The organism is Undibacterium sp. 14-3-2 (assembly GCF_016595265.1).
GTDB lineage: Bacteria > Pseudomonadota > Gammaproteobacteria > Burkholderiales > Burkholderiaceae_D > Undibacterium > Undibacterium aquatile.
Genome location: NZ_JAENGS010000003.1, coordinates 413,147 through 438,508, shown reverse-complemented (window position 1 = coordinate 438,508; position 25,362 = coordinate 413,147). Strand labels below are relative to the sequence as shown.

Sequence of the window (25,362 nt, the reverse complement as noted above, 5' to 3'; positions counted from 1 at the left end):
AAGCAGAAATTTTGTATCACCTCACATTCAATGGAGAAAAACATGACAGATCCTATCGTAATCGTTGGCGCAGCCCGTACCCCTATGGGTGCATTTCAGAGCGATTTCGCTTCCCTGACGGCAAGTCAGCTCGGTGCCGTGGCGATCAAGGCCGCGGTTGAACGTGCTGGCGTCAAGCCCGAGCTGATTGAAGAAGTCCTGTTTGGTAACTGCCTGATGGCAGGTCAGGGTCAGGCGCCTGCGCGTCAGGCCTTGCTGGCGGCAGGTTTGCCTATGTCCACCGGCGCGGTGACCTTGTCCAAGATGTGTGGTTCTGCGATGAAGGCAACCATGATGGCATTCGATTCCATCAGCGCAGGCAGCAATGAAGTGATGGTGACTGGCGGTATGGAGTCCATGACCAATGCACCCTACATTATTCCAAAAGCCCGTGGCGGCTATCGTATCGGCCACGGCATGATTTACGATCACATGATGCTCGACGGTCTGGAAGATGCCTATGACAAGGGCCGTTCCATGGGAACTTTTGCTGAAGATTGTTCTGCCAAATACCAGTTCAGCCGTGAAGATCAGGATGCATTTGCGATCGCTTCCGTCAAGCGTGCGCAAGCAGCGACAGCAGACGGCTCGTTCGCGTGGGAAATCGCACCGGTTACCGTATCCGGTCGTGGTGGTGACATTGTGATCGATAAAGACGAAGGCCCGCTGAAAGCCAAACTCGACAAAATCCCAGCGCTGAAACCAGCCTTCAAAAAAGACGGCACGATCACTGCTGCATCTTCTTCCTCCATCAACGATGGCGCTGCAGCGCTGGTGCTGATGCGCGAGTCTAAAGCCAAAGAACTCGGCCTGACACCGATCGCAAAAATCGTCGCTCACGCATCACATGCACAGGAACCAGGTTGGTTCACGACAGCGCCGATCGGTGCGATACAAAAGTTGTACAAAAAAACCGGCTGGACAACGGCAGATGTCGATCTGTTTGAAATCAACGAAGCTTTCGCTGCCGTACCGATGGCTGCAATGAAAGATCTCGGCATCTCCCACGACAAAGTTAACGTCCACGGTGGTGCCTGCGCACTCGGCCATCCTATCGGCGCATCCGGTGCACGTATCATCATCACGCTGATCGGCGCGTTGAAAAAACAAGGTAAGAAGCGCGGTGTGGCATCGTTGTGTATTGGTGGTGGTGAAGGCACAGCGATGGCCATCGAGTTGTTCTAAATAGTGTGCGCTGCGTTCATCCAATATCCGGACGCATAGCGGCGTTGCAAAGCCTCGCAATACCGACGTATTGCTGCGTTTTGCGCCTTGCTCTGCATCCCGGATATTGAATGAACTTGCGCACTTGAATTGCGGACGTAGCGTACGCCGCGCGCATCGTTAATCGCGGTAAGCGTGTCGACAATGAGATTGCAGCTACATTGTCGACATGCGGTTGAAAACACGAAAAGGAAGCAAGATGCCCACAGCACTTATCATCGGCGCGTCACGCGGTATCGGTCACGAACTGGCTTTGCAATATAAAACGGCTGGCTGGCGTGTGATTGCCACGGCGCGTAAGGCGGTTGATCTGACAACTTTGCAGGCGCAGGGTTGTGAGGTCGTTCCTTTGGATGTCACGAACATCAATGATTGCGGTGGTCTTGGCTGGCGGCTCGATGATGAAAAAATCGACGTCGCTATTCTGAACGCCGGTGTGTATGGCCCGCGTACGACAGGATTGCAAACGCCGCATGACACACAGTTTGATGAAGTGATGCACACCAATGTGCTGGCCGCGATGCGGATTCTCCCTATCGTGCTGCCGCTGGTCGAGAATGCCGGTGGCCGTCTTGCCGTCATTTCATCGATGATGGGCTCCATCAGTGAGCGTAACGGTAGTCACGGCTGGTTATATCGTGCCAGCAAAGCCGCGTTGAATTCTGTACTCAAGGATGTGTCTTTACAGACGCGACAAGCGATTTGCGTGGCGTTGCATCCGGGTTGGGTTAAAACAGAAATGGGCGGCGTCGGTGCTGAACTTCCGGTGGCAGACAGTGCGCACGGCATACGCAAAACACTGGCGGGTTTGCAGTCAGACGACAACGGCCAGTTTTTCAATTACAACGGTGCCAGCCTGAACTGGTAAGCAGAAAAATCAAAAAAACAGACAGAACAACATCAGAACGAGACCAGGTATGTTACTTACAGCAGAACACGAAATGATCCGCGATGCGATACGCGCATTTGCACAGGAAAAACTGGTGCCGAATGCGGCGCGCTGGGACAAGGAACACCATTTCCCGGCAGCAGAATTAAAAGAACTGGCGCAGATGGGCGCGTATGGCGTTGCGGTGCCGGAAGAGTTTGGCGGTGCCGGGATGGATTACCTGTCGCTGGCGCTGGTGCTGGAAGAAATCGCCGCCGGTGATGGCGGCACCTCAACGGTTGTGTCCGTGAATAACTGCCCGGTCTGCAGTATCGCGATGATGTATGCGAATGATGTGCAGAAACAGCAATGGCTGCGCCCGCTTGCACAAGGTGAGATGCTCGGTGCGTTCTGCCTGACCGAGCCGCATGCAGGCAGCGACGCGTCTGATCTGAAAACCACCGCGCGTCGCGAAGGCAATGACTATGTGCTGAATGGCGTCAAGCAATTCATCACCAGCGGCAAGCATGCAGATGTCGCGATTGTTATGGCCGTGACTGATAAAGCTGCGGGTAAAAAAGGCATCAGCGCATTCTGGGTGCCGACGAACACGCCGGGTTACATCGTCGCCGGGCTCGAAAATAAAATGGGTCAGCATTCTTCCGATACCGCGCAAATCCTGTTTGAGAATTGCCGTATCCCCGCTGAAAATCTGATCGGTGAAGAAGGCATGGGCTACAAGATTGCCTTGTCCGGACTTGAAGGGGGTCGTATCGGCATCGCTTCTCAATCGGTCGGTATGGCGCGCGCGGCATTTGAAGCTGCGCTGGCGTATGCCAAAGACCGCAGCAGCTTCGGCAAATCGATTTACGAACATCAGGCGGTGCAATTCAAACTGGCTGATATGGCAACCCAGATCGAAGCTGCGCGTCAGTTGATCTGGCATGCAGCGAGCATGAAAGATGCTGGCAAGCCTTGCTTGAAAGAAGCGGCGATGGCGAAACTGTTTGCGTCTGAAATGGCAGAAAAAGTCTGCTCCGATGCGATACAGATACACGGCGGTTACGGCTATGTCAGCGACTTTCCGGTGGAGCGGATTTATCGCGATGTGCGCGTATGCCAGATTTACGAAGGCACCTCAGAGATACAAAAAATCCTGATTAGCCGCGCGCTGGCCTGAGCGTACACCTTATCAACAGCATCCTGCATTTTCAAAAGGACACCGTGATGAAAGCACCCGTGGAATTCTGGTTTGATTTTGTTTCGCCGTATGCGTACATCGCTGCGCAATCCATAGAACAGCTGGCCGCCAGGCATGGGCGTGAAGTGAGCTGGAAACCAATGTTGCTGGGTGCCGTATTCAAAGTGACCGGCTCCAGCCCGCTGACAATGCGGCCACCGCAAATGGCGGATTATTTCAAGCATGATTTTTTGCGCTCTGCGCGTTATGCAGGAGTGCCGTTTGTTTTGCCGGAACTGTTTCCTATCGCAACCCAGAATACCTCACGGGTCTGCCTGTGGCTGCAAGACACTGCACCGCAGCGTGTCGGTGAATTCGTGCGTCAGGTCACACGTGCATATTTCTCCGGACCGGCAGCATTGAATGACACCGGCTGGCTAGCGGCGCAGATAACGGCGATGGGGCTGGACGGTGCCGCCGCAGCGGCTGCCTGCGAAGATACTCATTACAAGCAGGCGCTGAAAGCGCAATGCGAACAGGCGATAGAAAAAGGCATCTTTGGTGCACCGTGGATCATCGTTGATGGTGAATCGTTCTGGGGTAATGACCGTCTGCCGCAAGTCGAACATTGGCTGGCGCAAGGCGGTTTTTGATCAGTATCGCAAAGATAAAGTCTCGCATTCATAAAAAATAATCAGACAGAAAACGCAGAATTTTTCTGTGTCACGAGGAGAGCAGTATGTTAAAAAAAGGCTATCAGCAGTTGGTAGACGAAGCGTACGCACAGATCAAGACTTACAGCGTCGCCGAAGCGCTGACGAAGCTGGATAAAGGCGACGTGCAATTCATTGATGTGCGCGACATCCGTGAGCTTGAGCGCGAAGGCGTGATCGCTGGCGCATTCCACGCGCCGCGCGGCATGATCGAATTCTGGGTCGATCCGGATTCACCTTACTTCCGTCCTGTTTTTGGTGAGAACAAAGAATTTATTTTATTTTGTGCAGCAGGCTGGCGCAGCGCCCTGACCACTAAGACTTTGATGGATATGGGTCTGGAAAATGTTGCCCATATCGAAGGCGGCTTTACTGCCTGGAAAGCCGCGGGCGCACCTACTGTTGCCAAGGAAATCAAGAAAGTTGTATGAGTCGTCAAGAGCAAAAAAATGCTAGCCCGTGTCCCTGTGGTTCAGCAAAAAAGTATGAACAATGCTGCGGCGTGTATATCAGCGGTACTGCCGCCGCACCAACCGCGGAAGCGCTGATGCGCTCACGTTACAGCGCGTATACGCGCAATGATGAAGCCTATCTGCGCGCGACCTGGGATGAACGTACTTGTCCGTCAGAGCGCATCACACATGATGATCCGACCAACTGGCTGGGGCTGGAAGTGAGGAAACATCAGCAGGACGGCGCTCAGGCCATCGTGGAATTTGTCGCCCGCTACAAAATTGCAGGTAAAGCGCACCGCCTGCACGAAGTCAGTCGTTTTGTGAAATATGACGGCAAATGGTTGTATGTCGATGGCAGCTTTCCTCAAAAATAAATCAATACCGGAATCCAAATAATGACAATCCTAGAATCCAAACTGAGCCCACGTTCTGATGATTTCAAAGCCAACGCCGCTGCAATGCAGGCGGTGGTGGATGATCTGAAAGCAAAAATAGAAAAAATCGCGCTGGGTGGCGGAGACGAAGCGCGCAGCAAACATCTGGCACGCGGCAAACTGTTGCCGCGTGATCGCGTGCAAATGCTGCTGGATGCCGGCACACCGTTTCTGGAATTTTCCCAGCTTGCGGCCTACGACATGTACAAAGAAAAAAGCGGTAATGATGCGGCGCCGTCAGCCGGTGTGATTACCGGCATCGGCCGCGTGGCTGGTCAAGAGTGTGTGATCGTCTGTAATGATGCGACCGTCAAGGGCGGCACTTACTATCCGCTGACCGTCAAAAAACATCTGCGCGCACAAGAGATTGCGGAGCAAAATAATCTGCCATGCATTTATCTGGTCGATAGCGGCGGCGCGAATCTGCCGAATCAGGATGATGTGTTCCCGGATCGCGATCACTTCGGTCGCATTTTCTACAATCAGGCAACGATGTCGGCCAAAGGTATACCGCAAATCGCGGTGGTGATGGGGTCCTGTACTGCTGGCGGCGCGTATGTGCCGGCGATGAGCGACGAATCCATTATCGTTAAAAATCAGGGCACGATTTTTCTCGGCGGCCCGCCATTGGTAAAAGCCGCAACGGGTGAAGTCGTCAGCGCCGAAGACCTCGGCGGCGGCGATGTGCATACGCGTTTATCCGGCGTGGTCGATCATCTGGCACAAAACGATACCCATGCGCTGTCGCTGGCGCGTACTATCGTCTCGAATCTGAACCGCCAGAAGCCACAAACCGTGGTGCTGAAAGAAGTCGAAGAACCGAAGTATCCGGCCAGCGAATTGTATGGAGTGATTCCGGTCGATACGCGCAAACCTTTCGATGTGCGCGAAGTGATTGCGCGGATTGTCGATGGCAGCCATTTCGACGAATTCAAAGCGCGCTATGGCACGACTTTAGTCTGCGGTTTTGCGCATATTCACGGCATGCCGGTCGGCATCATTGCGAACAATGGCATTTTGTTTTCTGAGTCTGCCTTAAAAGGCACGCACTTCATCGAACTGTGCTGCCAGCGCAAAATTCCGCTGGTATTTTTACAGAACATCACTGGCTTTATGGTCGGGCGCAAATACGAAAACGAAGGCATCGCGCGTAACGGCGCGAAGATGGTGACGGCGGTTGCAACGGCGAATGTGCCGAAATTTACCGTGATTATCGGTGGCAGTTTTGGTGCTGGCAATTACGGTATGTGCGGCCGCGCTTTCTCGCCACGCTTCATGTGGATGTGGCCGAATGCGCGCATCAGCGTCATGGGTGGCGAGCAGGCCGCCAGCGTACTGGCGACCGTGAAACGCGATGGCATAGAAGGCAAAGGCGGTAGCTGGAGTGCCGACGAAGAAGCTGCGTTCAAGCAACCGATCAAAGAGCAATACGAACATCAGGGGCACCCGTATTACGCCTCCGCCCGTTTGTGGGATGACGGAGTGATCGATCCTGCTGATACCCGCATGGTGCTGGGGCTGGGCTTGAGCGCCGCGCTGAATGCGCCGATTCCGGATGTGAAGTTTGGTTTGTTCAGGATGTAAGGATCATGAGACTCGGCGACTTTTCTTCTGTTTTTTTATTGGCGCTTGTTTTCTTGTCTGTGCTGACACCCGCACAGGCACAGGCACAGGCACAGAATGCCGATGCGTTGGCTGCTGCACCAGCTGCCGCAGCGGTAAAGCTGGCAAAAGATTTAAACGAGTCGGTCACGGGAATCGATGTCACGGTGAAAGATCTGTATGGTCGTACCATTACAGGTAAAGTCGTTATCACGCAATTTAAACCCGATGGTGATGGACCATTTCCTATCCTGATTCTGAATCATGGTCGCAGCGCCACCAACCGTGCTGAGCCGCCGCGTTTTCGTTATACCCAGCAAGTACGTTATTTTGTCCGGCGCGGATTTGCAGTATTTGAACCAACCCGTCTTGGTTACGGTGAAATGGGAACGAATCCCGATCCCGAAGAAAGCGGCGCTTGTAACCGCAAGAATTACGCGCCGATGGCAGAAGCGGCCAGTACCGAAATTCTGGCGGTACTCGACTACGCGCGTCAGCAAAAATTTGTTGATGCCAGCCGTGTTGCAATCGTTGGTCAGTCCGTTGGTGGCTACAGCACGGTGGCAACGACAGCGAAAAATCCGCCTGGCCTGATTGCTGCGATTAATTTTGCCGGTGGTTCGGGTGGTGATCCTGTGGGGCATCCCGGTGAACCCTGCGAAGGGCATAAACTGGAAAAAATGTACGCCACTTTTGGCGAAACGAGTAAAGCGCCTATGCTCTGGATTTACACCGAAAACGATCAGTATTTTTCACCGCGTTACAGCCAGGCATGGCATGCCGCATTTGTAAAAGCCGGTGGCAAGGCCGAGTTCAGATTAATGCCGCCGTTCGCGAAAGATGGCCACAGCCTCTTTTCGTCGGGGATAAAAATCTGGGAGCCGCTGGTCAGCGAATTTTTAGATGCCAATGGCTTCCGTCAATAATCAAAAAATAATTGCAGAATATAAGAGACATTCACAATGACAGTTAATAATGATTCCCTGCAAACGCTGACCATTCACGTAGATCAGCGAGTTGCCACCGTGACCCTGAATCGTCCCGATGTGCGCAATGCGTTCAATGAAGCGACGATTGCTGAAATCACGCAGGTGTTTCAGGCACTCGATGCCGATGCCTCGGTGCGCGCCATTGTGTTGGCGGCGAACGGCCCGGCATTTTGTGCCGGTGCTGATCTGAACTGGATGAAAAAGATGGCGGATTACACGCATACGGAAAATCTCGCTGATGCGGGGCAACTGGCGGCGATGCTGGCGGCGATTTACCGTTGCAGCAAGCCGGTGGTCGCTAAAGTACAGGGCGATTGTTATGCGGGTGGCGTGGGGCTGGTGGCCGCATGCGATATTGCGGTCAGTGTCGATAGCGCGAATTACTGCCTCAGTGAAGTGAAGCTCGGCCTGATTCCGGCGACGATTTCGCCGTATGTGATCAAGGCCATGGGAGAGAGCGCAGCGCGGCGTTATTTCATCACAGCAGAGCGTTTCAATGCCGCAGAGGCGCAGCGTATCGGCTTCGTGCATGAAGTGGTAACCGCTGACATGCTCGATAGCAAAGTGGCAGAGATCGTCAAGGCGCTGGTATCGAACAGCCCGCATGCCGTGCGTCAGGCCAAGCGTCTGGTACAGGACGTTGCCAGCCGTGAGCTGACGCCGGAACTGATCGCGGCGACGGTGGAAGGGATTGCGCAGATACGCGCGTCTGATGAAGGGCGTGAGGGCGTGCGTTCTTTCCTTGAAAAACGCAAACCGGAGTGGTTAGTATGAAAAAGCGCACCTTATTGACCGGGGCCGTCGCAGTGACGGCGCTGGCAGCAGCAGGTCTGGCGACGTACCGCAAATCGACTGTAGAAATCACATCGGTAGAGCGTATGCTGACCCTGTTAGATAGTCTGAAGTCACGGCAGTTGGTCGCCAAAAGCGGCTGGTCGCCGTACAAGGTGTTTGTGCATCTGGCGCAGAGCATACAGTATTCGATGAGCGGCTATCCTGAGTTGAAATCAGAAGTATTTCAGCACACGGCGGGCAGTGCGGCTTTTTATGCATTTTCAGTTGCCGGTGCGATGCGCCACAATCTGACCGAGCCTATTCCCGGCGCCCCGGTTATTGCTGACGAGGGCAATGTGAATCAGGCGATTGATCTGGTGATTACTGCCTTGCAGCAGTTTCAGGCATATCGTGGTCAGCTGCAACCGCACTTCGCGTATGGCTTGCTGAGTAAGACTGAATTCGCGCATGCACATGTGATGCATATTGAAAACCATCTGCTGGAAATGCAGACCTGACCTGATTAGTGGCAGATACGGCAGGTGCATCGACTTGCAACAATGGCTGTAATGGCTGCATTCTCCGCTCAACGTGCGGCTTTCAGGCGGTAATAGCATGGTTTTTTGAAAACTTTCAATACAGATGCCCAGTATTTATGCGGCTTGCGAAATTAAATTAGCTGGAAATGCCCGTAAAATGTGCGGGTTTTAAAAGTAGTCTGGAGCAAGTTTGAATTTCAACACACAAAATGATTGGGTCGCACGCAGCCTGCAACATGTATGGCATCCGTGTACCCAGATGCAGCACCATGAAACGGTGCCCCTGATTCCGGTCAGTCACGGGCGCGGTGCATGGCTGTACGATATGGATGGCAAGCGTTATCTGGATGCCATCAGCTCATGGTGGGTGAATCTGTTTGGTCACGCCAATCCACGCATCAATGCCGCACTCAAGGATCAGCTCGATCAGCTGGAACACGCGATGCTGGCGGGCTTTACGCATACGCCAGTAATTGAATTATCAGAAAAATTAGCCGCGCTGACCAGTCATCAGCTCGGTCATTGCTTTTACGCCTCCGATGGTGCATCGGCGGTCGAAATTGCGCTGAAGATGAGTTTTCATTCGTGGCGTAACCGCGGGCAGACCGACAAGCAGGAATTCATCTGCATCCAAGGCAGCTATCACGGTGAAACCGTCGGTGCGCTGGCGGTCACTGATGTCAGCCTGTTCCGCGAAGCGTATGGCCCTATGTTGCAACGGGCACATGTGGTCGCTTCGCCTGATGCGCGTCTGGCGCAGGAAGGTGAAAGTGCAGCCGATGTGGCATTGCGTGCCGCCGCCGATCTGGAACGTGTGTTGCAGCAGCGCGAAGGCAAGATCGCCGCAGTGATTATCGAGCCGCTGGTGCAATGTGCGACTGGCATGGCGATGCACGATCCTGTGTATCTGCGCCGTCTGCGCGAGTTGTGTGACCAATACCATGTGCATCTGATCGCCGATGAAATTGCGGTAGGTTGTGGCCGCAGCGGCACTTTCTTTGCCTGTGAATCGGCACAGATCTGGCCTGATTTTTTATGTCTGTCGAAAGGCATCAGCGGCGGTTATCTGCCCTTGAGTCTGGTGATGACGACCGATGCGGTCTATCAGTCATTTTATGATGCCGATGTGCGGCGCGGCTTTTTGCACTCGCATTCGTACACCGGCAATCCGCTGGCCTGCCGTGCGGCACTGGCGACGCTGGCGATTTTTGCAGAGGACGATGTGCTGGCGCAGAATCGCCGTAAAGCACAGATGTTTGCCGATGCATTTGCACCATTGCGCGATGATCCGCGTGTGCGGCATGTGCGCCAGCAAGGGATGATTTTTGCGTTTGATGCGATTGTCGATGACGCTGAAAAAGCCGCGACATTTTCGCGCCGTTTTTTCAGCGCCGCCTTGCAGCAGGAATTATTGATGCGCCCGATAGGGCGCAGTGTCTATCTGATGCCGCCGTATATTCTGAGCGATGATGAAATCGCTTTGCTGGCACAGAAGACCATGAAAGTATTTGAAGAGGTTATGGCATGAGTGGCATAGGTAGTAATCAAAATAATCAAAGTAATCTACACCAGGATAGTAAAAACCTGGTGAATCAGAGTAATGAAAAGAGCGGCAATCTGCGGGTTGCTGCTGCCAGAATGCCGCTGTTGCAAACCCTGCGTGACGACCTTGATGTGCTGGAAGCACAGCATCTGATTCGTCGTCGCCGCACCGTAGAAACGCCATGCGCACCGAATGTGCGTGCCGATGGTAAAGACTACGTCGCCTTTTGCAGCAATGATTATCTGGGGTTAGCGGCGCATCCGCTGGTGACGCAGGCATTGCAAAAAGGTGTCAGTCTGTATGGGGCAGGAAGTGGCGCATCCCACCTGATCAGCGGTCACAGTCGCGCTCATGCGAATCTGGAACAGAAGCTGGCAGAATTCATGGCACCGAATATCGATCAGGCGCGTGCTTTGTATTTCTGCACCGGTTACATGGCGAATCAGGCCGTGATTACCGCCTTGGCAGGAAAAGATGCCACCGTGTTTTCAGAAGAACTGAACCACGCTTCGCTGATCGATGGTGTGCGTTTATCGCGCGCCGCAACCCAAGTTTTCGCGCACCGCGATTACGCTGCGCTGGAAACCATGCTAAAAAATTGCACGAGCAAAAAACGTATCGTCGTCACCGACAGCGTTTTCAGTATGGATGGCAATATCGCCGACATTCCTGCCTTGCTGGCTTTATGTGAGCAATACGATGCGTGGCTGATTGTCGATGATGCGCACGGCTTTGGTGTGCTGGGCGAACATGGTCGCGGTGTGTTGGAACATTTCCATCTGCGTTCACCGAATCTGGTGTACATGGGCACACTCGGCAAAGCCGCCGGTGTCGGCGGCGCATTTGTCGCTGCGCATGAAACCGTGATCGAATGGCTGATACAAAAAGCCCGTGCCTATATTTTCACCACTGCCGCCGCGCCCGCGCTGGCGCATGCGCTGCTGACCAGCATCGATATTATTGCAGGTGAAGAAGGGCAGCAAAGACGCGCACATCTGAATAAACTGATACAGATGTTCCGCCACGGGCAGGATTTAAAAGTCTGGCAAGGTATGCCGTCCGACACCGCGATTCAACCGGTTGTCATCGGCAAAAATGATGCGATGCTGGCCGTTGCAGGCAATCTGCTGGATCAGGGTTACTGGGTCGGGGCGATACGCCCGCCGACTGTGCCTTTGGATACAGCGCGTTTGCGCGTGACCTTATCCGCTGCACATACGGAAGTGCAGGTGCTGCAACTGGTGCAGGCAATTAACCGTCTGGATCAGATGCATTATGTGGCGCAGTGTTTTGCGGAGGTGGCCTGATGTCTGCGTTGCGTCCGCACGATTATTTTGTGACCGGTACTGACACCGAAATTGGCAAGACGCTGGTCAGCAGTGCTTTGTTGCTGGCCTTGTCACAACGCGGTGTACGCAGCCTGGGGATGAAACCCATCGCGGCTGGTGCTGTATTACAAGATGGCGTCTGGCATAACGATGATGTCGATAGTCTGGTGCAGGCGTCTGACGTAAAAGCGCCGCAACACATCGTTTGTCCGTATCTGATGCAGACCCCGGCAGCACCGCACATCGTGGCGCAACGCGAGAAGATCCGTATTTCGCTGCCGCAGATTGTGGCTGCGTATCAACAAGCTATGCAGCTCGCTGATGCGGTGATCGTCGAAGGCGTCGGTGGTTTCTGCGTACCGCTGGATGACCGCCACGACACCGCCGACATGGCGCAGGTATTGAATCTGCCGGTGATCATGGTGGTTGGCATACGCCTCGGTTGTATTAACCACGCCTTACTGACGGCGCAGGCGATTACAGCACGCGGGCTGCGGCTGGCGGGCTGGGTCGCGAATATCGTCGATACACAAATGCTGTATCCCGACGAAAATATCGCCGCATTACGTGATCGTTTGACAGCGCCGCTGCTGGGATGTATTCCGCGTCTGAACCTTGAGGATACGCAGAAGGCAAAAGCTGCCGCCGCATATCTTGATCTGAATTTTTTGAAGTGAAGGAAGTTTTATGCAAGCCAATGACACTCAGCAACATGCCGTACAGTTTCAAGCTCCCGTCAAAAAAATCGAAGCCGAAACCTGGCCGGTTGACGATGTGCTGGCGCTGTTTGATTTGCCATTCAACGATCTGATGTTCAAAGCACAGACCGCGCATCGCGCCAATTTCCCGGATGGCGATGTCGAGCTGGCGACGCTGCTGTCGATCAAGACCGGCGGCTGCGAAGAAGATTGCGGCTACTGCCCACAGGCAGCGCGTTACGATACTGGCGTGGAAGCCAAAAAAATGCTGGATGTGCGCGAAGTGTTAGACGCTGCTAAAGCGGCGCGTGAAAACGGCGCGACCCGTTTCTGCATGGGCGCGGCATGGCGTTCACCGAAAGACCGCGACATGGAAAAAGTCGAAACCATGGTGCGCGAAGTCAAAGCCATGGGTCTGGAAACCTGCGCGACGCTCGGCATGCTGAAAGAAGAACAGGCACAACGTCTGGCCGCTGCCGGTCTCGATTACTACAACCACAATCTCGATACCGCGCCGGAGTTTTACAGCAATGTGATTTCCACCCGCGACTATCAGGATCGCCTCGATACGCTCGGTCATGTGCGCACCGCTGGCCTGAAAGTTTGCTGCGGCGGCATCGTCGGTATGGGCGAATCACGCCGCCAGCGTGCTGGCCTGATCGCACAATTGGCGAATCTGAATCCGTATCCTGAATCGGTGCCGGTCAATCATCTGGTGCAGGTCGAAGGAACGCCTTTGCACGGGCTTGATCCGCTTGATCCGCTGGAATTCGTCCGCACGATTGCGGTCGCCCGCATCACCATGCCGAAAGCGCGTGTGCGCTTGTCCGCAGGCCGCCGTCAGATGGGCGAAGCCGTGCAGGCGATGTGTTTCCTCGCTGGCGCGAATTCGATTTTCTATGGCGATAAATTGCTGACGACAGAAAATCCCGAAGCCGCCGATGATCGCGTTCTGCTAGATAAATTAGGTTTGAAAACCCGTGGCAAAGTCGAAGCAAAAGCGGGTAGCTGCAGTTAAATCATTTCAAAAAAAGAGCCGATACACGCCGTAAAACATGTTCCCGCCTGTCTGACAGGCTTGTATCTGCTACTCCAAAAAATAAGGACAACGAGACATGTTCACCAAAATCCTGATCGCCAATCGCGGCGAAATCGCCTGCCGTGTCGCTGCTACTGCACGCCGCATGGGTATCAAAACCGTCGCCGTTTATTCGGAAGCGGACGCCAATGCCAAGCATGTGGCTGTCTGCGATGAAGCGGTGTTGATCGGTCCGGCTGCCGCCAAAGAAAGCTATCTGTGCGCTGACAAAATCATTGCAGTGGCATTAGCGACGGGCGCACAGGCGATACATCCGGGTTATGGTTTCTTGTCTGAAAACAGTGAATTTGCCGAAGCCTGCGCCAAAAACGGCATCGCGTTTATTGGCCCGCCAGCCTCCGCAATTCAAGCGATGGGCAGCAAATCCGCCGCGAAATCACTGATGGAAAAAGCCAATGTGCCGCTGGTGCCTGGCTATCACGGCGACAATCAGGATGCTGATTTTTTGCAGAACGAAGCGGATCGCATCGGTTATCCGGTGTTGCTGAAAGCCAGCGCTGGCGGTGGTGGCAAGGGCATGCGTGTGATCGAACACAGTAAGGATTTCAAAGAGGCGCTGGCATCGTGCAAACGCGAAGCGATCAATTCTTTTGGTGACGATAAAGTGCTGGCAGAAAAATATCTGCAACGTCCGCGCCATATCGAGATTCAGGTGTTTGCCGATACCCACGGCAATTGCGTGTATCTATTTGAACGCGATTGCTCGGTGCAACGTCGTCATCAGAAAGTATTGGAAGAAGCACCGGCACCCGGCATGACGCCGGAACGCCGCGCCGCAATGGGCGAAGCGGCGGTTGCTGCCGCGAAAGCGGTGGGTTATGTCGGCGCGGGCACGGTTGAGTTCATCGCTAACCAAGACGGTTCTTTCTACTTCATGGAAATGAATACCCGCTTGCAGGTTGAACATCCGGTCACAGAAATGATCACCGGCACTGATCTGGTGGAGTGGCAATTGCGTGTGGCAGCAGGCGAAGCCTTGCCACTGCAACAGGAACAATTACAGATACACGGCCATGCGATTGAAGCCCGCGTGTATGCAGAAAATCCGGAAAAAGGTTTCTTACCATCGATAGGCACGTTGCGCCATGCGCGCACCCCGGCCGCAGTTAATTTTGAACTTGGCGGCAGCGCAGAACCAGCGGCTTTCCGCATCGACAGCGGCGTGCGCGAGGGCGATACGATTTCGCCTTTCTATGATCCTATGATTGCCAAAATGATCGTCTGGGGCAAAGACCGCACCGAAGCTCTGGCACGCATGGCGCAAGCCTTGTCGCAATACCAGATCGTCGGTTTGTCATCGAATATCGCTTTCCTGTCGCGCCTGATACACAGCGACGCCTTCGCCAACGCCGATCTCGATACCGGCCTGATTGCGCGTAACGAAGCACAGCTGTTCCCGCCAGCCCAACCAGCATCTGTGGATGTGGTCGCATTGGCTGTCGTGTCGCTGTTGTTGTCTGAAAAATCCGGCGGCAGTGACCCGTGGCAGAGCAGCCACGGCTGGCGCATGAACGGCCTGATGCAGCGCGCCTTGCAATTTGCTGAAGAACATCACCAACACAGCGCACAGATCACGTATCTGGCCGATGGCTGGAAATTACGCACCGATAGTGGTGCGGTAGAGATCAAACTCGCATCGGCGAGTGGTAGCGGCGGCAACGATCTGGTATTGAAAATCGCCGACCGCACCATCAGCGGCACCGTCGTGCGCGATGGCGAACACTTCCACGTCTTCAGCCAGGGTGCGCATACCGATCTGCATTACAGCGATGCACTCGCCCATGCCGGTGAAACCGAAGCCGAAGGCGGCCGCCTGACCGCACCGATGCCGGGCAAGATCGTTGCGGTGTTGGTCGCGAAAGCACAGGAAGTCAAAAAAGGCGATGCGCTGCTGATCATGGAAGCCATGAAAATGGAACACACGATCTCCGCCCCACACGATGGTGTGATTGATGACGTGTTGTATGCCGTCGGCGATCAGGTCACGGAAGGCGCACAGTTATTGGCGTTTGCGCAGTAAGAGCGAAAATGGAATGAGCAGTCAGAACCCTTCGCCCGCGCGCGGGAGAAGGGCAGGGATGAGGGCGCTGGATCAGCCGTGGAATGATCAACGGCATTGCCCTCACCCTAACCCTTCTCCCACCAGTGGGCGAGGGGAGTAAAAAGCAGCGTTTGCCGCAGGTGCAGAATGAAGGCATTTGCGCAGTAAGCGCGAAGATAGAATTTGCAGTCAGAACCCTTCTCCCGTGCGCGGGAGAAGGGCAGGGATGAGGGCGCTGGATCAGCCGTGTAATGATCAACGGTATTGCCCTCACCCCTAGCCCCTCTCCCACCAGTGGGCGAGGGAAGCACAAAGCAGTGTTTGCCGCAGGCGCGGAATGACTAGCGTTGATGCAGTAAGGCAGTAAGCGCGAAAATAGAATAAGCAATCAGAATCCTTCTCCCGCACGCGGGAGAAGGGCAGGGATGAGGGCGCTGGATCAGCCGTGTAATGATCAACGGCGTTGCCCTCACCCCCAGCCCCTCTCCCACCAGTGAGCGAGGGGAGTAAAAAGCAGCCCTCTCCCGAAAGCGGGCGAACGAAGCACAAAGCAACATAAGCAGTTTTTGCCGATCGTAAGCGTTGAGAGTGAACAATATGCCCGACCTCTTTCCTCGTCATCCCAGCGTTGTGCCTGAAGATTTAAAGCGCTATGCCAGGGCAATGCGAACGTCGATGCCGGATGCAGAGGCCTTGTTATGGAGTTTGTTACGCAACCGTCGGCTGGCGAATGCCAAGTTCCGGCGGCAACATGTGATTGCGCCTTACATCGTTGATTTTTATTGTGCAGAACACCGACTGGTGATCGAACTCGATGGCGGGCAGCATAGCGAACAGCAAGACTACGATCAGCGGCGCGATGCATTTTTAGAACAGAAAAATATTACGGTGCTCCGTTTCTGGAATCATCAGATGCTGAATGAAACAGAGGCCGTGCTGGAAGCAATTTACCGTATTTGTGTCAACCGCGATCACGCCGGTATTGGACGTATCGCCTAAGGAATAAGCATGACTCTACTCTCTGTCAATATCAACAAAATCGCCTTACTGCGCAATTCACGCGGTCGCAATTACCCCGATGTCGATGCGTTTGCCGCGCGCTTTCTCGATCTTGGCGCGGCGGGCATCACATTGCATCCGCGTCAGGATCAACGCCACGCACGTTATTCTGATGTCGAAAGTCTCGGTCAGTTGTGCCAACAGCGCGGTGCTGAATTGAATGTCGAAGGTTATCCGGCCACGGAATTTATGGAAGTCGTCTATCGCTATCGCCCCGCGCAATGCACGCTGGTGCCCGACGCGCCGGATCAACTGACTTCCGATCACGGCTGGGACATGCGCAAAGATGCCGCCTTATTACAGCCAGTGCTGGCGGGCTTGAAAGCCGCTGGCATACGCAGCAGCCTGTTTGTGGACGCCAGTATCAGCGATGCCGATCTGGCGCTGGCAAAACAAATGGGTGCCGACCGCGTTGAGCTATATACCGAGCCGTATGCCGAAACCTATGGCACAGCGCAAAACGATGCCGTGTTGCAGACCTTTGCCGACACCGCCTTGCGCGCGCAACGCGCTGGTCTGGGCGTGAATGCCGGGCATGATCTGAACCTGCAAAACCTCGGCAAATTTTTGCAGATCAAAGACATACTCGAAGTCTCTATCGGCCATGCCGTGATCGTTGAAAGCCTGGAACAAGGCATGGACAATGTCACGCGCCAGTATCTCGACATCATCCGTCGCTCAGTACAGGCGCAGGCATAAGCATAAACATAAGCCAGCCGCCGCCATCCACAGACTATGCAGGCAAAAGGAAAACAGATGACACCATCACTACCGCAACAAGTCAAAATCGTTGAAGTCGGTCCGCGTGACGGCTTGCAAAACGAAAAAGAAAGCATCCCCGCCGACATTAAAATCGAACTCGTCAATCGCCTCACTGTTGCCGGTTTTGCGAACATCGAAGCCGCCTCTTTCGTCTCGCCAAAATGGGTGCCGCAGATGGCGACGTCGGCCGAAGTCATGGCAGGCATCAGCCGAAAACCCGGCGTGATTTATTCGGTGTTGACGCCGAACATGAAAGGCTTTGAAGCCGCGCTCGCTGCCGGTGCCGATGAAGTTGTGATTTTCAGCTCCGCCTCCGAAGCCTTTGCGCAAAAAAATATCAACTGCTCGATAGAAGAATCGATAGAACGTTTCCGCGATGTCGCGCTGGCGGCCAAGCAAAATAATATCCGTTTGCGCGGCTCCATCAGTTGTTCGTTTGGTTGCCCGTATCAGGGCGAAGTCGCACCTGCCAGCGTCGCCGATGTCGTCCGCCGTCTGCGCGATCTGGGTTGCGATGAAATCGACATCGCCGACACTATCGGCGTCGGCACTGCGCGCCAGGTGCAAAACGTGATGCAACTCGTCGCACAGGAATTCCCGCTGCACAGTTTATCTGGCCATTTTCATGACACCTACGGCCAGGCGCTGGCGAATATCTACGCCAGTCTGGAAGTCGGCATCAGCATCTTCCACTCCAGCGTCGCTGGCCTCGGCGGCTGCCCTTACGCCAAAGGCGCCACCGGCAACGTCGCCACCGAAGATGTGCTGTTCCTGATGCAGGGATTAGGCATCCACACCGGCATTGATCTGAATGCCGTGGTCGACGCCGGACAATTCATCTCCACCCACCTCGGCCGCAAAGCCGTCAGCCGCGCAGGCAACGCGATTGCGGCGAAACGGGCGGGGTGAAACAGAAAGGGTGCTGCTGAGGAGTGAGAAAGTCAGCGGTGCTCAAGCTGCTAAAAATAGTGGCGGGGAATGGTGTAATTTGACACTCGTTTTGAGTGGGATGTGAGGTATGACGATGTGTTTTTTTTGTATCTGCTACTGACTTTTTGTCGGGCGGTTTCAAGCGGAAAACGTTTAAGCTAAGGAGCGGACTTTAGTTTGTCCCTGCGAACGGAGTGAGCGATTTGAGCGCATAGCTATGTAACAGATTCCATGAATGACGATATTAAGTGCCAAGCCTCTCGGTACTGTTCAAGGTTTTCTACATTTTTCATGCTTACTTTTCCCCAATTGGCGCTACGGGGCAAAGAGGTTATAAGGCCAACTGGCAAAACATAGTAATCAGGAGCCGTAACTTCCTTGCGCCCGTCTTTGGAGCCCCGATTGAGGAAAACCGCAACAACAAATTCGCAATCAAAGTTCTTGATTGGGAAATCTTTTGCACCAGTGTTCCAGCGACTTTTTACCTGTATGCGTGCAGATGTATTTTTTTCTGGATTAGTTGCGACCAGATCATAGCCGGGCATATTGGTATATGTTTTATACGCAGGAATTCTGTGAATTAGTAGCTGGCCCAAAACAAGAAATTCTGCACCTTCACTTTCTAGCCTTGTGTCTAAACGACTCATGAATAACCTCTGTTACCTAACGCTGCTCAAGGAGCGAAGCGACTGTGCTTGAGCGACTTGTTTGAACTGTATACTCCTGATTTAAACTGTGACCAATTCTGCAATTTTTTTTGCAATCACGCTCATTGAATCCTCTGAAGTGTCCAGACCGCTTCTTGATGCGAGCAATGGGCTGACATTTCGCAGAGCTTCATATGTGGTGTTATGAACTATTGGTACGAGTTGATTGGTTGCTAACAGTGCAGAAAGCTCTTTATCAGCAACGCCCTCTCTCGGTAGACCAGTAATCATTGCTGGTGTCACCAACACAAGTCCAATTCGAGAGTTCGCTAGACCTTTGTCGATCGCTCGCATCATTGGTACGCCCAACCCAAGATCCTTTTCACTAAACCATACTTTTACGCCTTCCGCTTCAAGTAAGTCATGCAACTCTTTTGCTGCGCCCTTTCGGTCGTCCCATGCGTGACATAAAAAAACATCTCGGAGATCAGGTCTAGCCTCAGCTTTAGTTTCAACAGTTTCTCGAATTGGCGTTAGTGATTGAATTTGATTTACGGTATAAAAAACACTTGAACTCGATTTAGACCATTTAGGTTTTGAACTACCACTGGATCTAGTTCCTCCACTACTGTAACTATTGTAACTACTATTGCTAGATGAGTATGGCGAACTATAACTGCTATAGCGTCCGCTTTTGTACCGGCATGCTGGGCAGGCCGCTGCTGCATCCGCAGAGCTATGCCCTCTAACTGGTGCTGTACATCTTGCCATAATATTTTTCTCCCTCTTTGGGTTGTAGTTCTAACGTTGATCTGCCTGGAACTGCGCACAACACACAAAAACCAGAGAGCAAGTGATCAAAAAATGCCAAACGTCGAAATGCCTACATGCGAAGTTTCCGCGTCCAGCGTCGAGTTATAAGCTGCATCGTCCGACGCACTAATCCGCCGATATTCGTCTGATGCTCAGGTAGCTCACAATCTTCGACTTGTCATATACGATTGTTAGCTTTGCAGTGCCTTCAAGCACAGTGTATTTACTCCCAACCTCATCATATGCTTCAGGCTCGCCGAGCAAGATATGAATCTGTTCATCCGTCATACCAGATTTTATTTGAAACGGTAGATCTTCTTGGAACGATGAGTGTGTATTCGAACTTTGTACGTAAATTTGAATGTCAAAAACATTGTCTCGTTCGAAGAGTAAATCAACGCCTTTTGCAGCGGAACCAACATAATGGCGAAATGGCGGATCAACATACACGTCTCGAAGAGCGTATCGATCGATAGCACCAATTACCTCGTTCGTTCTAGCATCCTTGCCGAGGGTATCGAGCAAGTCTTCAGCGAAGGACATTATGACTTCTCCATACAAATAGGCTTCGATGTCTGGAACTGCGCGCGACACGCCGAAACCAAAGCCAAGATGGTTGAGGAAATGCTGAAAATAGAGATCCAAGTGCGCGCAGTTTCCGCGCCGAGCATCCTGTTAAACATGTTTTATTTCCTCACAGATACCATCAAAACGCGAAAAAAACTGTTGCTCGAAAGAAGACTCGGAGAGCGAAAAAGACTCACTAGAAAAATCCAATAATAGCTTTTTAGATTGTTCTGCGGCTTCTTTTTGCCAACCTGCATACATTTCACTCGCCTGACTAATGTCGCCAGCGTTGCGCATGCAATAGTCTGCTACCCACAAACAATAAATAAGTCTTTCTTTGGGTGACATCTTTGCGCCGTTATTGCCTGCCATCTTTCGTATGACTTCATCTCCCGCGTCAATAATCCAAGTCTCATTTTCGAAAGACGAATTCATATGTATAACGTAGAGCTAACCGGCGCTGCGCGGCTTTATCGCGCAGCGTCCAGCGACCGAAGGGAGCGAGGTTGAGCGCCATGTTAGACCTTAGGCGCGCTGTCGCCAGCGCTTGGTGAGCCAGAGTGCGCGTACAGGGTTAAGAGCTGCTTGGCAAGCTCTGCCTTTGTTTGGCTCTTCAGCTCAGCGCTCGCCTCAGGGATTGTTGCGATGACTTGTACCGCCATGCCAACGGCGTTGATTCTCTCAAGGACGGTAACGTATTCCTTGGACTGAGCCAGAATCGACCGATAGATGAGCAGGAAAGAGCCGCCAATGAAGCTAATGAGTACGCCAGAAGCGGCAGCAACAATTGATACGGGTAGCTTTTCGGGATTCTGGGATGCCTGAAACAGCCCGTAGCTAACAAAGCCGAAGCCGCAGAGCATGACGATCAGGGTGAGCCAATATATCGACCGTACCTGGCTGAGGTTGCGATCTAGGTAGCTTTCGAGCTTGACCCTAGCGAGATCCCATGCGAGTTGGGGTTTCTCGGGATGTTCGCGAAGGCGCTGTTCCACCGTCTCGATTTTTTGTTCTCGGGCCTCTTGCTCTGCGAGGCCTTGGTATGCCGCAACGCCAACCGCGACAAGCCCGGCCAGTGCACCTATTAATCCAGCAATTGTTTCGGTGATCTTTTTGTCGACCAACCCGGATTGGGCAAGCAGCGCGATCGAGATGGCGATAGCTGTGGCAGCAGTTGCCAGCAATAGCGCTGCCCGAACACGCTTGTCGTCGCGCTTCCATGCCTTTACCAGCGATTCAAAAAACGATATGTACGGGTCGAAGAGCATGATTTCCTAAGGTCTAACGTGAGTTAATTTTCATTTTTGAAAGATAACTGACTGCCAAAATAAATGCAATTTGTTTCCATCCTTTTGAAACCCGCATGGCGCTTGATTGTATTTGCTGATACCTGATTAATAGCAGGTATCACTGAATCGACAAAAAGTGCAGATCAAATCAACTCAACACGCATCTTGTCTGCACGAGGCAGGCAGTAAAAAAATCAGCCAAAGCCCCCGTTTCTCATCAAACCAAAAATCAGAATCTGACATTGCCCGGCGTAGGGGGAAACAGAGCTACATCACTCTTCAAATCATGCCGCTTTTGGCAAAAATAGGGGAGTATGTGCCAAAAATGCCTTATTCTCTGAATAAAACAAAGGGGTTTTAAATATACTCCACCCAGTATATTTTCAGCCCCAGCAGGCAAAAAAGAGGCAAAAAACAGGCAATGCTGGTCTTAATGTTCCAGCGATGTCAGCAATTTGGGGACGGCGGAAACGCCGCTGCGGGCGAGTGCGGTCAGTGGGGTGACGCCGGTGTACCACGTTGCGCGTATGAGGTCGGCGGCGGTTTTTTCTTCCGGCGAGAGTCGGGCTTCAACGCTGGTGATTCTTTCTTTTAACTGCGGCGTCACTTGCGGTGTCGCTTCTTTGTAGAGCAGCAACAGCGCGTAGCCGGTCGCCAGATCGGGCGTATCGTCGAGGCTCAGGTAATGGGCGAGCTGGCTGGTGGCGGGGATATTTTTTTGTCGTGAAGCACGTTCCAACCAGAGCGCGGCATTGCGGATGTCGCCTTTTTTAATCAGATGCAGGGCGATATCTGATTGCGCCAGATCGTAACCGGCTTCGGCTGCGCGTAGTTTGTATTTCCATGCGAGTTCTTCGTTCACTTCCACCGTGCCGGGAAACTGTCCGGCGTAATAGCAGCCGGTTTTATACGATGCCAGTAAGCTGCCTCCTTCGGCTGCTTCCAAAAAATAACGAAACGCGCTTTTGCTATCGCGCGCGGTGCCGATGCCATTTTGGTAGAACATGCCGAGGTTGTATTTCACTTCCGCATTACCACTGGCAAGCTGCTCATGCAGTTTTTTGAACATGGCGTCGGATGACAGATCAGCCGCGCTGACGCCAGCAACGCCGCAGCAAAGAAATGCAATTATCGTCAAGCGTGATGCCAGTGTGCGCATGGTTCAGTGAATCCGGTAGGAAGTTAAAAATCGGTGAGGATGATGTGATGCCCGCAAGTGCTGCCGCTCTTCCTGATTATGCCGCAATGTACATCAGCATTCGGCGTTCAGCGTTCAACATTGCGCGATCATCGCGCCATCATTGCCGCCGCGTGAGTGTATCGCGGGCAAAGGTTTTGCGGGTGCCATCTTTGGCGACGGATTGCAGATGGCAGCTCCATGTTTTTGTTTCCGGGTCCCAGGTGAAGGTGTTGAAGAAGGGGCCGTCGGGATATTCAAAGCGAAATTCCACCGAGTTGCCGTTGCGCTTGCCACGCCCAACAGCCGAAAACTGCGCGCCGAAATTATCGATCCAATGCGCGACGTATTCGGCACGTGCATGTGAATAGCCGATGTAGATGTCTGCTTCATAGCGTGAAGGGATGCCGGCATCGCGCATTTTCAGCAGCAGGAACTGATGTTGCAGCACCCATGTTGCAGAGGCGGTGTTGTTAAGTTTTTTGCTGCCGATGCTGCGCGTGAGCGACCAATCGCCTTCGAGATTACTAAACAAGTCATCGTCAAAGCGCCCGCCACGGCCATCCTGGGCGATGGCGAGCGAAGCCAGTGTTGTTAATGCGAGTGCGAGTAGTGCGCGACGATACATCAGGGGTCTCCGGGATGATGAAGTGTGAGATTGATCGATTGCTCAACGCAGCGGGGTGCGTTCACAGCATAGGATGGCGAATGATGGTTTTCCAATTGGCGGGGTTGGCACGCCGGATATCACTGAGATAAATTTCGTGGTGTTTGCCGGTGCGGCTAGCGCGGGCGTCGATGAAATCATGCAGACGTTGTATCGTTGGCCCTTCTGCAGAAAACGGGCCGATATGCAAAATCTGCGCGCAGCGTCCTTCGCTGAATGATTCCAGGCGCAGTTGCGATACGGCCAGCAATTTTTTCTTTTTCAACACTTCTGTCATCGCTTGTGCAATCGTTTCTGCATCAACGAATGCCGGTTGCATGATCATCATGGTCCATTTCCATTGCGCTTTGTCGTTGGCAACAAAGGCGGCCATATCGTCGGCCCACCACAAGCCTTCCAGCGGCATGACTGCGTAATCGAGCGCCTGCACGCCTTTTTTGAGCATGAACTTTGCCGTGTACGACACCGAAAATAATGCCTCCACAGCTTCAGTATATTCGGGTGAAGAATTGGGGTCGCCCTGACCATCGATCATCAGATATCTGAACGTTGGTACGTCCACCTCGGTCACTTCTTTTGCAGATGCTTGATAGAGGTCGGAAAGCTCTTTTTTCAAATCAACTTTTGCCATACGTTTCCTGATGAGGTGCGAAGGTTTGTGGTTTGGAGGTTGCTGATTTTGACTGATTTTGGTTGATGGCGAATGCGATCATCTTCATCGCGTTTGCTAATAGCGCGTGCCATCTTTATGCGCAAATTGCCATGTTCCGTCATCACCAAACACCGCCTGTAAATCATCATCGGGATAACTCACGCTATCACTTGGGCTGCGATCACCGATGTCGAGATACAGTACATCCGCATCGGTGCGGTTGACCAGATGATGGGCGTTTCCCGTACCCGCCTTGAATCCCGAACACATACCCGGCGCCAGAGGTGTTTCGCCATGATCGGTGATGAGTACCGGATAGCCTTCGAGAATGTAGATAAATTCGTCCTGCGTCGCATGTGCATGGCGTATCGCAGAGCCTGCACCGGGAACGAGTCGGGTCAGGTTGACGCCAAAGTTGGCAAGACCGAAAAAATCACCCAATGCGCGTTTTTCTCTTCCGGCCATGCGTGCCGCAAACGGCTCAGGATAATTGCTCGGCTTTGTTCTTGGTGGAACATCCAGCGCGACGACGGCTATCGATGAATCTGCTTGAGACATAAAAGGCTCCGAAGTGTAAGCATGCTGACACATTGCTTGGCATGAAAAAATGATGCGCGTTACTTCACGTAGGTGCCATCACCATGCGGTGCTGCGCGGAATTCTGGCAATGCTTCAAGCGCTTGTGAATACGCTGCCAGAAGTGGGAAGCTTGCCTCTGGCACGGCTTCTGGAATCATTTGCTGCGTGAAATGCCAGGCTACGCCGATGGTGACGCCAGCCTGACTCAGGCTGGCACTGGTGCGCGCGAGCGGCGTGGCAGCTAGTGCTGATTCCAGTTCCGTGTAGGCGGCGAGTACCTGCTCTGAAATCCGGTTCAGCCACGGTTCGTGCAGTTTTTCTGATGGACGGAGATTGCGCTCGTACACGATCTGCACACTTTTTTCAGTGGCGGCCAACGCCAGGCCAATCAGATGCAGTTCGTGCTGCAAGCCTTTTACATCGGAAGGAACCAGTGTGCTTGGCCGCGCAAGCGCTTCTGCATACTGAAGAATCAGCGTCGAATCCATGATCACGCATCCGTCATCACAGACGAGCGTCGGCGCTTTCACGACGGGGTTGATCTGCTGAAATTCAGCGTAGCCGCGGAATACCGATAGCGATTGGTGCTCAAAATCGATGCCCAACAACTGCAGTGAAATCGCCACCCGGCGAACGTAGGGTGAATCAAGCATGCCTATCAGTTTCATGGTTACTCCTGTGATGACGTTGGTAT

The 25,362-nt window shown here is 53.2% G+C and carries 28 protein-coding genes; 18 read left to right on the top strand and 10 right to left on the bottom strand.

Annotation, left to right across the window (positions count from 1 at the left end):
- Window positions 1-42: 42 nt before the first annotated feature.
- The 18 genes from Undi14_RS09975 to Undi14_RS09890 all read left to right on the top strand — a co-directional run bounded on the left by Undi14_RS09975 (window position 43) and on the right by Undi14_RS09890 (window position 18,256).
- The gene (locus Undi14_RS09975; RefSeq protein WP_200179872.1) at window positions 43-1,224 is read left to right on the top strand and encodes an acetyl-CoA C-acetyltransferase; all 1,182 of its coding nucleotides are present in this window, start codon (window positions 43-45) and stop codon (window positions 1,222-1,224) included.
- Window positions 1,225-1,462: 238 nt separating this feature from the next.
- Entirely contained in the window at window positions 1,463-2,131 is a 669-nt protein-coding gene (locus Undi14_RS09970; protein WP_200179871.1) for an SDR family oxidoreductase, read from the top strand.
- Window positions 2,132-2,180: 49 nt separating this feature from the next.
- A complete protein-coding gene (locus tag Undi14_RS09965; RefSeq protein ID WP_200179870.1) occupies window positions 2,181-3,311 on the top strand; it encodes an acyl-CoA dehydrogenase family protein in 1,131 nt (376 codons plus the stop codon).
- 47 nt (window positions 3,312-3,358) lie between these two features.
- Window positions 3,359-3,964: a 2-hydroxychromene-2-carboxylate isomerase gene (locus tag Undi14_RS09960; protein ID WP_200179866.1), complete on the top strand. Its 606-nt coding sequence runs from the start codon at window positions 3,359-3,361 to the stop codon at window positions 3,962-3,964.
- Between the two features lie 86 nt (window positions 3,965-4,050).
- A complete protein-coding gene (locus Undi14_RS09955; RefSeq protein ID WP_190481244.1) occupies window positions 4,051-4,455 on the top strand; it encodes a rhodanese-like domain-containing protein in 405 nt (134 codons plus the stop codon).
- Window positions 4,452-4,853 (top strand): YchJ family protein, encoded by a 402-nt coding sequence (locus tag Undi14_RS09950; RefSeq protein ID WP_200179865.1) that lies wholly within the window; start codon window positions 4,452-4,454, stop codon window positions 4,851-4,853. The genes Undi14_RS09955 and Undi14_RS09950 overlap by 4 nt, the downstream gene beginning before the upstream one ends.
- Before the next feature lie 21 nt (window positions 4,854-4,874).
- Window positions 4,875-6,497, top strand: coding sequence for a carboxyl transferase domain-containing protein (locus Undi14_RS09945; RefSeq protein ID WP_200179864.1), 1,623 nt, complete (start codon window positions 4,875-4,877; stop codon window positions 6,495-6,497).
- A gap of 5 nt (window positions 6,498-6,502) precedes the next feature.
- The gene (locus Undi14_RS09940) at window positions 6,503-7,441 is read left to right on the top strand and encodes a dienelactone hydrolase family protein (protein ID WP_200179863.1); all 939 of its coding nucleotides are present in this window, start codon (window positions 6,503-6,505) and stop codon (window positions 7,439-7,441) included.
- 36 nt (window positions 7,442-7,477) lie between these two features.
- On the top strand, window positions 7,478-8,278 hold the full coding sequence (locus Undi14_RS09935) for an enoyl-CoA hydratase/isomerase family protein (RefSeq protein ID WP_200179862.1): 801 nt from the start codon (window positions 7,478-7,480) through the stop codon (window positions 8,276-8,278).
- Complete coding sequence (locus Undi14_RS09930) at window positions 8,275-8,796, top strand: DUF1569 domain-containing protein (RefSeq protein WP_200179860.1); 522 nt, start codon at window positions 8,275-8,277, stop codon at window positions 8,794-8,796. The genes Undi14_RS09935 and Undi14_RS09930 overlap by 4 nt, the downstream gene beginning before the upstream one ends.
- A 211-nt stretch (window positions 8,797-9,007) precedes the next feature.
- Window positions 9,008-10,345, top strand: a complete 1,338-nt coding sequence (gene bioA / locus Undi14_RS09925; protein ID WP_200179859.1) for an adenosylmethionine--8-amino-7-oxononanoate transaminase — start codon at window positions 9,008-9,010, stop codon at window positions 10,343-10,345.
- 110 nt (window positions 10,346-10,455) lie between these two features.
- Window positions 10,456-11,667 (top strand): 8-amino-7-oxononanoate synthase, encoded by a 1,212-nt coding sequence (gene bioF / locus Undi14_RS09920; RefSeq protein WP_200179981.1) that lies wholly within the window; start codon window positions 10,456-10,458, stop codon window positions 11,665-11,667.
- On the top strand, window positions 11,667-12,365 hold the full coding sequence (gene bioD / locus Undi14_RS09915; RefSeq protein ID WP_200179858.1) for a dethiobiotin synthase: 699 nt from the start codon (window positions 11,667-11,669) through the stop codon (window positions 12,363-12,365). The genes bioF and bioD overlap by 1 nt, the downstream gene beginning before the upstream one ends.
- A 10-nt stretch (window positions 12,366-12,375) precedes the next feature.
- Window positions 12,376-13,404: a biotin synthase BioB gene (bioB, locus tag Undi14_RS09910; RefSeq protein WP_200179857.1), complete on the top strand. Its 1,029-nt coding sequence runs from the start codon at window positions 12,376-12,378 to the stop codon at window positions 13,402-13,404.
- 97 nt (window positions 13,405-13,501) lie between these two features.
- Window positions 13,502-15,505: an acetyl/propionyl/methylcrotonyl-CoA carboxylase subunit alpha gene (locus Undi14_RS09905; protein ID WP_200179856.1), complete on the top strand. Its 2,004-nt coding sequence runs from the start codon at window positions 13,502-13,504 to the stop codon at window positions 15,503-15,505.
- Between the two features lie 618 nt (window positions 15,506-16,123).
- Window positions 16,124-16,525 carry an endonuclease domain-containing protein gene (locus Undi14_RS09900; RefSeq protein WP_200179855.1) on the top strand — a complete coding sequence of 134 codons (402 nt, stop codon included), beginning with the start codon at window positions 16,124-16,126 and terminating at the stop codon, window positions 16,523-16,525.
- 9 nt (window positions 16,526-16,534) lie between these two features.
- On the top strand, window positions 16,535-17,284 hold the full coding sequence (locus Undi14_RS09895) for a pyridoxine 5'-phosphate synthase (protein ID WP_200179854.1): 750 nt from the start codon (window positions 16,535-16,537) through the stop codon (window positions 17,282-17,284).
- Between the two features lie 57 nt (window positions 17,285-17,341).
- Window positions 17,342-18,256, top strand: a complete 915-nt coding sequence (locus Undi14_RS09890; RefSeq protein WP_200179852.1) for a hydroxymethylglutaryl-CoA lyase — start codon at window positions 17,342-17,344, stop codon at window positions 18,254-18,256.
- 236 nt (window positions 18,257-18,492) lie between these two features.
- Here Undi14_RS09890 and Undi14_RS09885 read toward each other — a convergent pair whose 3' ends face one another.
- From Undi14_RS09885 to Undi14_RS09840, 10 genes are all read right to left on the bottom strand, one after another.
- A complete protein-coding gene (locus Undi14_RS09885) occupies window positions 18,493-18,924 on the bottom strand; it encodes a hypothetical protein (RefSeq protein WP_190481219.1) in 432 nt (143 codons plus the stop codon).
- Between the two features lie 81 nt (window positions 18,925-19,005).
- Window positions 19,006-19,695 carry a toll/interleukin-1 receptor domain-containing protein gene (locus Undi14_RS18410; protein ID WP_200179850.1) on the bottom strand — a complete coding sequence of 230 codons (690 nt, stop codon included), beginning with the start codon at window positions 19,693-19,695 and terminating at the stop codon, window positions 19,006-19,008.
- Window positions 19,696-19,863: 168 nt separating this feature from the next.
- Window positions 19,864-20,382: a hypothetical protein gene (locus tag Undi14_RS09875; RefSeq protein WP_200179849.1), complete on the bottom strand. Its 519-nt coding sequence runs from the start codon at window positions 20,380-20,382 to the stop codon at window positions 19,864-19,866.
- Window positions 20,383-20,412: 30 nt separating this feature from the next.
- Entirely contained in the window at window positions 20,413-20,652 is a 240-nt protein-coding gene (locus Undi14_RS09870) for a hypothetical protein (protein WP_200179848.1), read from the bottom strand.
- A 170-nt stretch (window positions 20,653-20,822) separates the two neighbouring features.
- Window positions 20,823-21,572 (bottom strand): hypothetical protein, encoded by a 750-nt coding sequence (locus Undi14_RS09865; RefSeq protein WP_200179847.1) that lies wholly within the window; start codon window positions 21,570-21,572, stop codon window positions 20,823-20,825.
- A 451-nt stretch (window positions 21,573-22,023) separates the two neighbouring features.
- Window positions 22,024-22,752 (bottom strand): tetratricopeptide repeat protein, encoded by a 729-nt coding sequence (locus Undi14_RS09860; protein WP_200179845.1) that lies wholly within the window; start codon window positions 22,750-22,752, stop codon window positions 22,024-22,026.
- Window positions 22,753-22,891: 139 nt separating this feature from the next.
- On the bottom strand, window positions 22,892-23,398 hold the full coding sequence (locus tag Undi14_RS09855; protein WP_200179843.1) for a hypothetical protein: 507 nt from the start codon (window positions 23,396-23,398) through the stop codon (window positions 22,892-22,894).
- Window positions 23,399-23,459: 61 nt separating this feature from the next.
- On the bottom strand, window positions 23,460-24,068 hold the full coding sequence (locus tag Undi14_RS09850; RefSeq protein WP_200179842.1) for a GyrI-like domain-containing protein: 609 nt from the start codon (window positions 24,066-24,068) through the stop codon (window positions 23,460-23,462).
- Between the two features lie 96 nt (window positions 24,069-24,164).
- Complete coding sequence (locus Undi14_RS09845) at window positions 24,165-24,647, bottom strand: cupin domain-containing protein (RefSeq protein ID WP_200179840.1); 483 nt, start codon at window positions 24,645-24,647, stop codon at window positions 24,165-24,167.
- Window positions 24,648-24,706: 59 nt separating this feature from the next.
- Window positions 24,707-25,336 carry a glutathione S-transferase gene (locus tag Undi14_RS09840; protein ID WP_200179837.1) on the bottom strand — a complete coding sequence of 210 codons (630 nt, stop codon included), beginning with the start codon at window positions 25,334-25,336 and terminating at the stop codon, window positions 24,707-24,709.
- Between the last annotated feature and the right edge of the window lie 26 nt (window positions 25,337-25,362).